We start from the raw sequence: 14,154 nt of genomic DNA on the forward strand, positions 1-14,154 counted from the left end.
AGCACTATTGCACCCCTTCAAAGCGTAATCCTGAAAAGTTCTCGAGCGTTTATAGCAAAGCGCGGCGAGCAGTCAGAATTGGGGTTGCAGCAAAAGCTGCGCATTCCTGCAAGACCCCATGCTTGGCAAATGTGGCAGCGATACGCTCAAGCAACCTATACGGGTTGGTCGGCGAAATCTTGTTGTGCAAAACGCTCGTAGAAGCGCTCATCTCTGCGCACCATCTCCCGCAAAAGCCGCGTTGGCTTGAACCGGTCACCCCAGCGCTTTTGCAGCGTCTTACACAAATCAGCAAAGGCTGGTGTGCCCATTGCATCGATGTAAGAAACGGTGCCGCCGGTAAACGGTGCAAAGCCGTAGCCCAGAATGGAACCCACATCGGCTTCGCGAATATCTGTTACGCGCTTTTCTTCAATGACACGGGCCGTTTCCAGTGACTGGATAACAAGGAACCGCTGCTTCAATTCTTCAAAGTCGAAATCTTCGGCAGGGCGGAAAGGACCGCAGATATCGGCAATGCCGCTCCACAAGCGCCGCTCTCCGTTCTCTCCGTAATCGTAAAAGCCCTTGCCGCACTTCTTGCCAAGCCGCTTGCGGTTAACAACCATCTCTTCCAGAAGCTCATGCGGAATGATGGAGGAAAAGCGCTTGCCAAGGTCCTGTCGTGCCGCCTTGGCAATATTGAGAGCATGATCCAGCGCGACCTCATCAGCCAGTTGGAATGGCCCCATAGGCATTCCGCTGGCCTTGCCTGCGTTCTCGATCAGGGTAGGGGGCACGCCATCGCGCAGCATGTGCGCAGCTTCCCCCGCATAGGTCATAATCACGCGGGATGTGTAGAAAGCGCGGCCGTCTTCCACCACGATTGGAGTTCGCTCAATAGCACTTACAAAGTCCATCGCCACAGAAAGCGTTTTCGGACTGGTTTCTTTAGAGCGGACAATTTCTACCAACTGCATTTGATCAGCAGGCGTGAAGAAGTGCAGACCAACAAAGTTCTTAGGGCGCGGGAAGTAGGTTGAAAGCGATGCTATAGGCAGCGTTGAAGTGTCAGAAGCAAAGGTTGCCCTTGGCTTCATATGCTTTGCGGCCTTCTCTGTAACAAGGCGCTTAACCTTCCGGTCTTCAACAACGGCTTCGATCACGAGGTCGCAGTCGGTGAGAACGCTGTAATCAATACCCGTTTCAATATGGGCAAGAAGCCTGTCCATCTGCCACTGGCTCAACTCACCGCGCTCGATAGCTTCTCGCGACATTGCCTCGCAGCGGGCTTTGCCTGCGTCCGCAGAGGCTTGATCAACGTCCAGCATGTGAACGCGCATACCCGCCTTGGCGCTAATAAAGGCAATGCCTGCACCCATGTGGCCTGCACCCAAAATGCCAACGCGTTTGATATGGTTGTGCCGCTGTCCAGATGGCCTTCTGGCTCCCGCTTGTAATTGCTTGCGGGAGAAGAAGAGCGTGCGCACCATGGATGCCGTTTCGGCCTGTTGCATCAGGTAGCTCATCCAGCGGGCATCGTTCTGCAACGCCTGATCAAATGGAAGGCTGAGCCCTTCATAGATGGAGCTGAGAAAAGCCCGAAGGTGCGGATAATTATCGTAAAACTTCGCCCGCTGTTTAGCGATGAGTGACGCCCACATCGCCGCGCCAGCCCCTTGCATAAACGGGTTGAATGGGCGAGGGGCCTTTGGCCTGTCCCAAGCCTTCAGAGTTTCAACACCGTGGCTTAAGCGTCGCTTGGCAGCTTCCAGAAGGCGCTTTGCTGGCACCACTTCATCTACCAGACCCAAAGACTTGGCTTCGCGGGCGGAAATCTCTTGCGCACCCATCAAAAAGTCCAGCGCGCCTTGTTGGTCGGATGTCATACGCAGCAATCGCTGTGCTGCGCCTGCTCCAGGGAAGAGGCCAACGCGGGTTTCAGGGTGCGAAAAACGTGTTCCAAAGGTATCGGCTGCAATGCGTGCGTGGCAGGAGAGCACCAGATCCACAGCGCTTGCCATCGTCGCTCCGGCAATTGCCGCCACAATAGGCTTGCCGCAGGTCTCAAGCTCTCGCAGGCCCGCAGAAAGTCTGCACACCTCGCCAAACAGAGCACCGTCGTTCTTCTTTTTGGAAAGGCAGCGCGGTTTGCCGTCCACAAACACAAGCTCGCGCACCAATGCCATATCTACACCGGTAGAAAAACTTGGCTTTGCGGAGGTGAGGACGATGCCCTTAACACGGTCATCATTAGAAAGCTCGCGCACATGCTGGTTCAACTCCGCAAGTGCAGCATAGCCCAAAAGGTTGACGGGCTGGTCCGGCGTATCCCAAGTGAGGATTGCGTGGCCATCATCATCAATGTCGAGCGTGAAATATTCTTGGCTCATAATGCCCCCTAAACCCGCTCGATAAAGGTCGCTGTGCCCATACCGGCACCAACGCACAAAGTCACAAGGGCTGTCGATAGATCGCGTCGTTCCAGCTCGTCCAGTACCGTTCCAACCAGCATAGCGCCAGTTGCGCCAACAGGGTGGCCCATGGCGATGGCACCGCCGTTCACGTTTACCGTCTCTGGATCAAGATCAAACGCCTGCATATAACGCAGCACGACGGACGAAAACGCCTCGTTGATCTCGATGAGGTCGATGTCAGACCACGTTAAGCCAGCGTGTTCGAAGAGCTTTTGGGTAACATCAACCGGACCGGTCAGCATTAGCGACGGGTCGGACCCGATGCTGGAGAAGGAGCGGATACGAGCACGAGGCGTCAGGCCAGCTTTTCGCCCTGCAATGCGGGAGCCGATGAGAACACCAGCCGCGCCGTCTACAATGCCTGATGCGTTGCCCGCGTGATGAACGTGGGAAATCATTTCCAATTCTGGATGAGCCTGAATCGCCACAGCATCAAAGCCGCCTTCAACGCCCATGCGCTCGAAAGCAGGGCGAAGGCCGCTGAGCGTATCCATTGTTGTTTGGGGACGCATATGCTCGTCTTGATCAAGCAACGTCTGTCCGGTCACATCAACAACGGGAAAAACCGAGTTCTTGAAGTAGCCGTTCTCCCAAGCCTTAGCTGCGCGCTTTTGGCTGGAAACGGCATAAGCATCAACGTCTTCTCGGCTAAAACCATACTTGGTAGCAATGAGGTCAGCACTCACACCTTGCGGCATGAAGAAGGAAGGTATGGCAACGCGCGGATCAATAGACCATGCACCACCGGAGGAAAGCAGGCCAACGCGGCTCATACTTTCCACGCCGCCCGCGATAATCATCTGCTGCTGACCAGCCATCACTTGCGCAGAAGCTAGATTAACCGCCTCAAGGCCGGACGCGCAGAAGCGATTGACCTGAACCCCCGCAACAGAGCGGGCATAGCCAGCGCTAAAGGTTGCGGCGCGCGCAACGTCCCCGCCAGCTTCTCCAATAGGATCAACGCAGCCGAGGATCACATCGTCTACAAGGGCGGTGTCGAGGGAGTTTCGCTGCCTCAACTGGCGAAGGACTTGAGCGGCGAGTTCCACACTCGGAACCGAGTGCAATGAGCCATCAGGTTTTCCTCGCCCTCTGGGCGTTCTCACATGGTCAAAAATATACGCGTGCGCCATAGTGAATTTTCTCGCGGTCCTCGATCAGGAAACACCCGAAAGGACAGAATGCGGAATGAGCTCTTCTGGAGATTTCCAGTTTTCTATGGTCTTTACGTCATCTAGCCAGCGTTTGATATTGGGGTAAAGGTCCATATCAATGCCAATCTGTTCGGGCCAGAAAAGATAGCCGCACAGAGAAAAATCAGCAATTGTAGGATCATCGCCAACCACAAAACGATTGGTGGAGAGCTGCTTTTCAAGAATAGAAAGGGCAGCGTGACAGCGCCCTTCAAGAAACTCGGTTACCTGACTTTCATCCATTTTCTTGATGTAGCGAATGAACCGCAAGATAGAGATGTTGCCGGTTAGCTTGTGGTTGTCAAACAGGATCCAGCGAAGAACTTCATAGCGCTCTTCCTCTGTTTTTCCGCCAAACTTTCCGAAGGTTTCTGCAAGGTAGGTGAGAATAGCCCCGCTCTGCGTCAGCTTTCTATCGCCCACAACGAGAACCGGAACTTCGCCCATGGAGTTGAGGTCCTCACGGTACCGCTCGCTTCGCGCTGCCCCCTTTAAGAAGTCAACGTAAACAGGTTCCCAGTCAGCACCGCATAGCTCCAGCATTAGAGCGACTTTGTACGCGTTACCGGATTCTAGAAATGAATGCAGAACATATTTTGCCACGGCCCTGTCCCCCCTCAGTACCTCGACAGCCTATTGATATAATTGGGATTCGCCAATTATCAAAAAAAAGAAAGCTCCGGCGAAATGATCCGCCGGAGCTTTGAACTTTTCTTAAAAGTCCTCAGCAGCAAGGCTCATCATAGTCGCTGAGCCTGTGGAGATGCGGGCAAGGTGTGCGCCGGTCTCTGGCATCAAGCGCTCCATGAAGAACTGGCCAAGTATCAGTTTGGTCTTCAGCCACTCTTCCTTGTCGCCTGCGCCTTCAGCAATCTTCGCGTTTGCTACAACGGCGATCTTGCCCCACATGTAGCCAAGCGCAACAAGGCCAAACAGGTGCATGTAGTCGGTAGAAGCTGCACCTGCATCATCAGGGTTCTTCAAGCCGTTCTGCATCAACCACATGGTTGCGCCTTGAAGATCATCGAGGCCCTTTTTGAGCGGCTTGATAAACGGCTTCATAGCCTCATCATCGCCATGCTCTTTAAGGAATGCGCCAACTTCTTTGAAGAAGCCGGTTACAGCGCGGCCGCCATTTGCACCAAGCTTACGGCCTACAAGGTCCAGAGCCTGAATGCCGTTAGCACCTTCGTAGATCATGGTGATGCGAGCATCGCGCACGAACTGCTCCATGCCCCACTCGGAGATATAACCGTGGCCGCCGTACATCTGCTGCGCCTGAGCCGCATACTCGAAGCCCTTGTCGGTGAGTACGCCCTTCAGCACTGGGGTAAGCAGCCCCATGATGTCGTCGCCGCGCTTCTGGTCAGCTTCGTCTTCGCTCAGGTGACCAACATCCCCCTGCAAAGAGGTCCACAGGTAGAGCGCACGCGCTGCCTCGTTAAAGGAGCGGATCGTCATCAACGTGCGGCGTACGTCCGGATGAACGATGATCGGGTCAGCCTGCTGGTCCGGCGCTTTAGGGCCGGTGAGTGAGCGACCCTGAATGCGATCACGGGCGTAGTTTGCAGCGTTCTGGTAAGCCACTTCGGAAAGTGCCAGACCCTGAACAGCAACACCAAGACGGGCTTCGTTCATCATGGTGAACATGGCCCGCAGGCCTTTGTTTTCTTCACCCAGTAGCCAGCCGGTTGCGCCGTCGTAGTTCATTACGCAGGTCGAGTTGCCGTGAATGCCCATCTTCTCTTCAAGAGAACCACAGGAAACAGCATTGCGCTCTGCCGGGTTGCCATCGCCATCCAAGGTGAACTTTGGCACCACAAACAGGGAAATGCCCTTTGTGCCTTCTGGAGCGCCTTCGATACGCGCCAGCACCAGATGGATGATGTTCTCCGACATGTCGTGTTCACCGGCGGAGATGAAGATCTTGGTGCCGGAGATCTTGTAGGAACCATCAGCCTGTGGGGCCGCTTTTGTGCGCAGCATGCCAAGGTCCGTACCGCAATGCGGCTCGGTCAGGTTCATGGTGCCTGTCCACTCGCCGGAGGTCATCTTCGGCAGGTAGGTGTCCTTGATCTCGTCATTGCCGTGAATGAGCAGAGCGGCCATCGCGCCAAGGGTCAGGCCCGGATACATGGTGAAAGCCACGTTGGCAGAGGACATGTATTCGTTAAGCGCAACAGCAAGCGTGGTTGGCAATTCCTGCCCGCCATACTGCGCTGGAATTGCAAGCGTTCCCCAACCGGCTTCGCAATACTCGCCATAAACTTCTTTAAAGCCTGTTGGCGTTGTTACGCTGCCGTCCTCATTGCGAACGCACCCTTCCTTGTCGCCGACCTGATTAAGGGGCTGCACGCGTTCTTCGCAGAACTTTGCGCCTTCCTTCAAAATGGCCTCGACTACATCGCTGGAAGCCTCCGAAAAGCGGGGCAGGTTGCCGTACTGGTTTATGTTCAGTACGTCATTCAGCAAGAAGAGGGTATCATCAACGGGTGCACTATAGATTGGCATTTGTCATTCCTTCCCGATCGGATGGGCTTTCCCTATCCTGACGTTTTCGTAAGCGTAAACCTCTACTCATCTATACGGTTTTAATTCTGCCATATTCAAGGCTGGAGTCCTTGAAAAATAGCGGGTTTTAGCTGTTTTACGGCAAACTTAACCCAAAGGATGACTAGTGACCTAGCCAAAGGGATAACTTGAAAACCTAAGGGTAGGAGCCCGCGACAGCGCTCCGTCACAGGCTGGTTTGACCTTGAGAGAATGGTGCTGATTCCACCCTAGAACGGGTGCCGGGTACCGCTGTAGGTCTCAAAAGTACCGGTTGTCTCCAGCGACAGCGCCTCAAAGCGTTCAATCAAGCCAACAGCGCTTTCTTCAACGTCAAGATCTGCCGTGCCGCCGCCCATATCGGTACGCACCCAGCCCGGATCAAAGGCACCAATGGCAATGCCGTATTGTGTCAGCTCAAGTGAGAGATTAACAGCAAGGTTAGTGACTGCTGCCTTCGAGGCGCGGTAGCTGTAAACACCGCCGGACTTTGCAAGTCCGCTTGAACCCATGGAAGAAGAAATGAAGGCAACCTTGCCCTTGGTTTCTTTGAGGTTTGGCAGGAAAGCGCGTGTGCAGTTGAAAGGGCCAGCAACGTTGGTTGCCATGGTCGTAGCCCAGCTATCTACAGTGTAATTGTCGTCATCTAGCAGCCCTCGGCCAATCAAAACGCCTGCGTTGCAGACCAGAAGATCGACAGGCCCAGCAGCTTTTGCAGCTGCTTGGCAGCTTGCAGGGTCGGTAACATCCAGCGCCACAACGCTTACATTGGCGAGTTCCTTAAGCGCCTCTGCCTTTTCGGGCGAGCGCACACAAGCCAACACACTGTGCCCTTTGCGTGAATAGCGCCGCGCCAGCTCAAGTCCAATACCGCGGTTAGCGCCCGTAATAACAATAGTGCCCATAAAAACTCCTGAAACAAAAAAACACCCGACAGAATCTCTGCCGAGTGTTTTCAAGTCTAGGAATTCCGAAGGGGCGGGGCAATGCCAAGCCGCCCCTTCTCAAACGGCGTAAGTGCTAGGCCATTTCCTCTTTCGCCTTCAGCAGACCGCCGACGATGGATACGGTGCGTTTCAGTTCCTCAGTCGCCTGATCGATGTTACGGCGCTGTTCTTCCAGCACATCGATCTGGCTCTGGAATTTCTCCAGCGCTACACGCAGCTGTAGAACCTGACCGTCGCGCAGATCATAAAGATCAAGCATGCTGCGGATCTCGGTCAGAGAAAAGCCAACGCGTTTGCCCATCAAAACCAGCTTCAAGCGGGCGCGGTCGCGTCGGTTATAAATGCGGTTCATGCCGTCACGCTTCGGGTTCAGCAGACCTTTGTCTTCGTAAAAGCGCAATGTGCGAAGTGTAATGTCAAACTCACGGGCCAGTTCACCGATGGAGAACGAGGTCTTCACGGTGTTGTCGTGCTGGTTAACAATAACATCGACAAGCGTATCTTCATTGTTGATCATCAGTGCTTCGCTCATCGTACTTCCTTCCCTAATCCAATGTTCAGTTGCCCCTTCTAAACAGGCGGGGACATTAACAGGGGCGCCGGCTTCTATGCAGGTTTGTTTGCATGGTGCCGTTGCGTCATCTGGTAATCCTCATAGGCTGCCCTATACGGAACATACCAGCGCGTTTCGGTTTGCTGAGTGTAATCCGCCGCTTTTCCCCTAATTCTGATTACTCCCTTGAAATACGTAGGGATATCCTAGGATCTGCCCCTTTATTGCCGCACAGGTACAGGGCTTTCTAACTAGGGTTGTAAAGAATGTTGAAGCAAAATTAACGTGCTGTTTACCCTAACGCGTAAAATCCTCATAGAGAAACTAATTAGATTAGCGATCAAAATGTCCAAGTGATTCGCGCATTTAGCAAGGGTCACCCTATGGGGATAGGGAATTGGCAGTTGATCAGAGCACAGGTTGGAGCGCTCTGAAATGTCGTGGAATGCCGCAAAAACGGACTATAGGGAAAGGGACCGCCTTCTCGACGCTGTACGCGAAAGTGGTATTTCCGCTGAGGAGCTGTTCGACCTTTTGAAGTCGAAGGACTTTACCCGTAATCCAGACGACAATGTTACAGGTAATCACTCAGAATCTGATGATGATTACGGTAACTTGCGTCGTTCCATGCTTTCAAGCAGCGCAAAGACGCCTCCTTCAAGACGTCATGCAGCGCCTGATGACGGTTTTGACGGCGAGGAAGACCTCGGTGAAATCGCTGCCGCTCTTTCCCGTTTGATGGACCGCCGCGACAACCAGCAGCGTTCGCCAGCACCCGCTCGCTCCCGTAGCAGTGAAGAGCGCCGCCGTGATTATTATGAGGCAGAGCAGCCTGTTTCCCGCCGCCCTCGTGAGCGCGCTCAGCAGCGCGAAGAACAGGTGCGCAGGTCTGCCGGTCCAAAAGACCAAACTCCAAGATCCCGTCGCATCGGCTCGGTTATGGAAGCGCTCAATGCTCTAGATAGCCGCTTGGACCAACTTTCTTCAAATGCATCGGCGCAAAGATCACGCCCTTCCGAGAAGCGAGTACAGCCAGAGCGGGCTGAAAGCCGGTATTCGCGCACTGAGCAGTATGAGCGCCGTGAGCGTCCCGCACCAAGCCGCGCTGCGCCTGAGAAAGGCGTACCGAACGAGCACGAGTTCTCCCGCATTCTGCGCGAGTTGAACCGCTCCACCGGTAGTGAAGCGGCTTTGGCGGAACTGCGTCAGGAAATCACCGAGATGAAAGAGGTTTTGGCAGGCAGTGACTTGCAGAACTCTCTCGGCACTCTTGAAAGTAAGTACAAGGATATTTCCCAGCGCCTTGGCGTTTTGGCCGAACGCGATGTGGATCCTAAAATCTACAGCAGCCTTGCTGCGCGTCTACGTGAGTTGGAAGGCTTCTTGCAACAGCTCCCACGTCTTGACCAGCTTGAAGCACTCGATACACGCATCACCCAGATGGGGCAGCGTTTGGAAACGCTCGTAAACCAGTCTGGTGAAAGCGGCCTAGCCGTTGTGCGCGATGATATCGAGAAGTTGCGCTCCGTTGTTTCCAAGATGGACGCCAACAAGATGATCCATGAGGTGGACAAACGCATCCGCTTTATGGTGGCGCGTATGGATGAACTGGAGCACTTCTCCTCCATCCAGAAGGACATTCAGTCTCGCCTGACAACGGTTGAAACGCGTCTGCCAGACGCTGATATGCTGGACCAGCTTCAGGGCCGTTTGGAAGAAATCACCGGCCTGCTTGCAGAAGACCAGCAGAAGTCGAACCGTGATGCAAACCAGCTGGACCGCGTAGAGCAGTTCATGGAGCATATCGACGACCGCTTGGAGCATTTGGCAAGCACTGGCCTTAAAGCGGGCGATGAAGCGTTTCAGGCTATTGAAAGCCGCTTAGAAAAAATCTGCGATAAGATCGGCTCTCTAGAAGGCCATGTAGCCAATCAGCCAGAAGAAATCAGCCTGAGCGCTGGTGATCAGGCTATGCTCATGCGCATGGAAGGCCGTATTCGCGAGCTGGCAACCTCTATCGAAGAAGGTCTGAAGCAGGGCGCATCGGCTGAGTCCGTTGACGAGCTGCGCGAGCAACTGCACGATCTGCGCGTTCAGGTGGCTGGTCTGGCGACTGCCGAGGATATGGAACTGCAGCTGCAGGACCTTGCTTCCTCTCTTTCCCGCTCCACAAACGATTGCGATGACAAGGCTCTCGACCAGATCGAGCAGCAAATTCGCGAGCTGGCGGTAAAGCTTGACGTAACCAAAGACCAGTTGGACAGCTTCTCCGGTCTTGGCGACATCGTTTACAACGTTGATCGTCAGCTTCAGGAAGTGCGTGAAGACGTGCGCGAAAGCGCTCGCTTGGCTGCCCAGCAAGCAGTTGAGGCTGCAACGCGCAACCCAGCGCATTCTGACGAATGGCTCGATCCGGACTCTCTCGATCAGTCGATACAAGAACTTCGTTCTGATCTCCAAAGCCTGTTGGACAGCGCGAGCGAGAACAGCCGCTCAAATCATGATGGCTTCCTCACTGTTCAGGACGTTCTGGGTGGTATTGCCGACAGACTGACAGCCCTTGAAGAGCGTCGCCCTGTTATCGGCGATACGCATCTTTCACGAGAGCACGAGAACATCGTGGGGGATGATGAAGCCCGTGGGTTTCTAAGCTCCATTACCCGTAGCCACCTGCGCTCCAAAACCGGTGCTGCTGAAAAGCGTTCCTATGAGAACGAGGCAGCAGAGCAGCCAAAGCAGGATCGGGATAGAAAAGCAGACTTTATTGCAGCAGCTCGCCGTGCAGCCCAAGCTGCAGCAGCCGAGGCAGCTAGTGAGCTTGGCGATGAGCATCTTGTCTCTCAGCCGCAGAGCAAAGGTCCGGACCGCGCAAAACGCCTTCGCGATTATCTGAACGCTCACAAAGACGAAAGTGGAGATGAAAAGACAGCGGACGCTGAACCAAGCAAAAAGCGTAAGCGTGATAAGCACGCTGATGCAAACTTGGGTGGTCTGTCTGCTGATGAAGCGACAAGCGCAAAGAATATTGCCGAGCGCATTGTTAAGGGCATGCGCCCTGAAGAAGCGATCGAGGCTGAAGAGGGACCTGCACCAAACAAAAAGCGCCGTGCCATCATCATGGCCGCTGCAGCTATTTTGCTGACAATCGGCACCCTTCAGGTTTTTAAATCCGGTATCCTGTCTTCATCATCTGATAGCGCAAATGTTGTTGCAGAGCGCAGCATTTCTGTGACCGAGAATGTTGATGCGGTTTCTGGCGACATGGGCGTAGCAGGCGCAAACGACGTTGCAATTGCTCCTCCACATCGCGGTCCGTTTGAGCGGCCATCGCAAGATGAGTTGCCTGCCGAAATCCTGTTTGGTGATATCACCGGCATGGGTCCAAGCCCGACTGCCGACACAGTTAACGGCCAGCTGAGTTCAGTTGACGCTGAAGGGTCCGCTTATGCCGAGATGCTAAGCGCTGATGCTCTCCCACTGCCAGATGGACAAAACTATCTGGGTGAGGGCAACGACCAACCTCTACCGTCAGGCAACACAGCTGTAGCTGAAGTGGACGAGCCGACAGGTTCTGTTGTAGATGCTCCTGAAGCATTGGCAGCCGCCGCAGTACCGGTAGAAAGCACACAAAGTATCCCTGAAGTCGCTTCCCAGAGCACGACACTTGCTTCCCTTAGTGAAGAGGTTGGCGACGAACTACCTGAAATCATCCTGCCAAAAGTTCCACGGGCAGAGAGCACCTATCCACCAGAGGCAATTGGTTCTAGCGCTCTGCGTGATGCTGCCGCAAACGGTGATGCATCCGCTCAGTTTGTTGTAGGTGTTCGCTTTACAGAGGGTGAAATCCTTCCAGCTAACTTGGAGCTTGCAGCGCAGTGGTACCGCAAGGCCGCCGCGCAAGGTCTGGCACCTGCCCAGTATCGCCTTGGCAGCCTTTACGAAAAGGGTCGCGGTGTTGACCGTGACCGTGAACAGGCTCGGGACTGGTATTCACTGGCCGCAGCACAAGGCAACATCAAGGCAATGCACAATCTTGCTGTGATGTTTGCTGAAGGCATCACCGGTGCTCCTAACTTTGAAGAAGCTTACCGCTGGTTTGAAATTGCAGCCCGCCACGGCGTTGCAGACAGCAACTACAATCTTGGTATTTTGAGCGCCCGCGGACTTGGCGTCCAAAAGAACCTTCTGGAAGCCTACAAGTGGTTTGCCCTTGCTGCAGAGCAGGGCGATCAGGATGCGGCTGCAAAGCGTGATGAAGTTGCTGGCATGCTGGTTAAGGAAGATCTGAATGAGGCACGTAGCCTTTTCGAGAACTTCAAGCGTCAGCCGGTGGATGAAGTTGCTAACAAAGTCGAGATTCGCGACGAGTGGCAGGCACCAATCCGCAGCGTTTCCCACAACGCATCCGGTGACATTTTGAAGGTCCAGCAGATGCTTTCGTTGCTCGGATACGACACCGGCCGTCCGGATGGTCACATGGGACCAAAAACGGAAGGGGCTATCCGTGCATTTCAGCAGCGTGCGGGCTTGAAAGTGACTGGTAACGTCGATAATACACTGCTTCGTGCACTTGCAGGCCGCTCGATTTAATAAGAAAATTAGATTATTGGGTAATGATGTAAGAGCACCGGGGTTACGGCACTCAAGGTAACCCCTGTTCGTCGTCTTGTCCCATCGTCCGGTCCTTGCTTAAGGCCATAGTGGTTTGGTGTTGCTTTGCAGATTTACCTACCCATAGCCGAAATTCCCATCAACATGTTCATGATCTTTGGCATGGGCGGTACAGTTGGGTTCCTTTCTGGGTTGTTTGGTATTGGCGGCGGCTTTCTTCTTACACCTCTTCTGATTTTCTCCGGCATCCCACCTGCTGTTTCTGTTGCAACGGTCACAACGCAGATTGTTGCATCGTCTGCCTCAGGCGTACTTGCCTATTGGCGGCAGAACGCGATCGACTTCAAACTTGCCTTCTGTCTACTGTGTGCAGGTGTTGTCGGCTCGGCCCTCGGTGTGTGGCTGTTTGGTGTATTGAAAAGCCTCGGCCAACTCGATCTTGTTATTTCCCTCAGTTACGTTACTTTCCTTGGCACAATTGGCGCTTTGATGCTTGGCGAGTCTGTCAAAGCCATCTCGCGCAGGAAGTCAGGGGCTGTGACCAGTGCCCGCCGTCCGGGACAGCACAACTGGGTGCACGGCCTGCCTTTCAAGGTCCGTTTTCGCCGTTCCAAGCTTTATGTGAGCATCATTCCTATCATCGGTATTGGTAGCTCCATCGGCTTCCTCGGCTCGGTCCTTGGTATTGGCGGCGGCTTTATGATGGTGCCCGCGCTCATCTATCTGCTGCGCGTACCAACCAGCATTGTTATTGGTACTTCGCTGCTGCAGATCCTTGTTACAATGGCAGCGGCGACCATCCTGCACGCTATCAATACGCAGACGGTTGATATCGTTCTGGCGCTGACTTTGATGATCGGCGGCGTGATTGGTGCGCAGTTCGGCGCTCAGGTTGGGCAGGGTATGCGCGGCGAACATCTTCGCCTGCTGCTAGCTTTGCTCGTTCTTGGCGTAGGCCTGCGATTTGCCTACAACCTCGTTGTTGAGCCGGAAGACAAGTATTCCGTCGTTGTCGAGGAGGTGCAAAAGCCATGATGGCCGCTCGCTCTCTCTTCGTAACACTAGCTGCGCTTGTTTTGGCGCTTGTCTCCAGCCTTCCTGCCTTTGCAGAGCGCCTTGTTTCGGCGATCTCGGCAGAGGAGGTGAAGATCAGCTCCAACTTCACAGGCGCTGATATTCTCGTCTTTGGTGAAATCGGCCGCGATGCAGCAACTGTACCGCGCCCTGGCAAGTACGATATTGTTGTGACTGTCGAGGGCCCGCCAGAGCAGGTCACCACATGGCGCAAGGAACGCGTTTTTGGTCTATGGATCAACGTAAACTCCAAGACCTACGCGAACGTTCCAAGCTTCTACGCTGCGCATTCTTCAAGCCCGCTGGAAGAAGTGTCGCCGGATAACATCCTCAAGCAGGAGCGAACCGGCCTTGATAACCTTCCAATCGCGCCGGTAGGCATCCGCTTTACCAACAAGGAAGAGCGTGAGGCTTTCCGTGAAGCGTTCCTGCGTGAGCGAGTGGAAGACGGTCTTTATGCAGAGCGTTTCGATGCGGTGGAGTTCTTGAGCCCGACGCTGTTTGCCACCAACGTTCCGCTTCCGGCGAACATTCCGACTGGAACGTTCACGGTCACAACGTTCCTTTACAAGGACGGTGTGAAGCTGTCGGAAGTTGAGCAAACCCTATCTGTGGCCAAAACAGGTTTCGAGCAGTTAACCTACTCATTGGCCTACGAGCAGCCAGCACTCTACGGTATTATGGCCGTCATTCTGGCACTGTTTACCGGCTGGATGGCAGGTATCATCTTCCGCAAGAACTAATAGGCTCCGAAAGGCAAATACCCTTCG

General features: G+C 54.2%; 9 protein-coding genes. 3 read left to right on the forward strand and 6 right to left on the reverse strand.

Annotated elements, in window-relative coordinates; all coding sequences use genetic code 11:
* Positions 1 to 155 precede the first annotated feature (155 nt).
* The 6 genes from E1162_RS16260 to E1162_RS16285 form a co-directional block, all read right to left on the reverse strand.
* A complete protein-coding gene (locus E1162_RS16260; RefSeq protein WP_155133338.1) occupies positions 156 to 2,372 on the reverse strand; it encodes a 3-hydroxyacyl-CoA dehydrogenase NAD-binding domain-containing protein in 2,217 nt (738 codons plus the stop codon).
* An 8-nt stretch (positions 2,373 to 2,380) separates the two neighbouring features.
* Entirely contained in the window at positions 2,381 to 3,589 is a 1,209-nt protein-coding gene (locus tag E1162_RS16265; RefSeq protein WP_155133341.1) for an acetyl-CoA C-acetyltransferase, read from the reverse strand.
* 24 nt (positions 3,590 to 3,613) lie between these two features.
* Positions 3,614 to 4,252: a glutathione S-transferase family protein gene (locus tag E1162_RS16270; protein ID WP_371311988.1), complete on the reverse strand. Its 639-nt coding sequence runs from the start codon at positions 4,250 to 4,252 to the stop codon at positions 3,614 to 3,616.
* 111 nt (positions 4,253 to 4,363) lie between these two features.
* Positions 4,364 to 6,160, reverse strand: coding sequence for an acyl-CoA dehydrogenase C-terminal domain-containing protein (locus tag E1162_RS16275; RefSeq protein ID WP_155133344.1), 1,797 nt, complete (start codon positions 6,158 to 6,160; stop codon positions 4,364 to 4,366).
* A 269-nt stretch (positions 6,161 to 6,429) separates the two neighbouring features.
* The gene (locus tag E1162_RS16280) at positions 6,430 to 7,104 is read right to left on the reverse strand and encodes an SDR family oxidoreductase (protein ID WP_155133347.1); all 675 of its coding nucleotides are present in this window, start codon (positions 7,102 to 7,104) and stop codon (positions 6,430 to 6,432) included.
* A 115-nt stretch (positions 7,105 to 7,219) separates the two neighbouring features.
* The gene (locus E1162_RS16285; RefSeq protein WP_155133350.1) at positions 7,220 to 7,678 is read right to left on the reverse strand and encodes a MerR family transcriptional regulator; all 459 of its coding nucleotides are present in this window, start codon (positions 7,676 to 7,678) and stop codon (positions 7,220 to 7,222) included.
* 456 nt (positions 7,679 to 8,134) lie between these two features.
* On the opposite strand from E1162_RS16285, the gene E1162_RS16290 reads away from it, so the two are divergent.
* The 3 genes from E1162_RS16290 (at position 8,135) to E1162_RS16300 (ending at position 14,127) form a co-directional block, all read left to right on the forward strand.
* Entirely contained in the window at positions 8,135 to 12,289 is a 4,155-nt protein-coding gene (locus tag E1162_RS16290; RefSeq protein ID WP_155133353.1) for a peptidoglycan-binding protein, read from the forward strand.
* A 126-nt stretch (positions 12,290 to 12,415) separates the two neighbouring features.
* The gene (locus tag E1162_RS16295) at positions 12,416 to 13,345 is read left to right on the forward strand and encodes a sulfite exporter TauE/SafE family protein (RefSeq protein WP_155133356.1); all 930 of its coding nucleotides are present in this window, start codon (positions 12,416 to 12,418) and stop codon (positions 13,343 to 13,345) included.
* Positions 13,342 to 14,127 (forward strand): TIGR02186 family protein, encoded by a 786-nt coding sequence (locus E1162_RS16300; protein ID WP_155133359.1) that lies wholly within the window; start codon positions 13,342 to 13,344, stop codon positions 14,125 to 14,127. The genes E1162_RS16295 and E1162_RS16300 overlap by 4 nt, the downstream gene beginning before the upstream one ends.
* The last annotated feature ends 27 nt before the right edge of the window (positions 14,128 to 14,154 follow it).

It is taken from the genome of Pseudovibrio flavus (assembly GCF_009711345.1).
GTDB lineage: Bacteria > Pseudomonadota > Alphaproteobacteria > Rhizobiales > Stappiaceae > Pseudovibrio > Pseudovibrio flavus.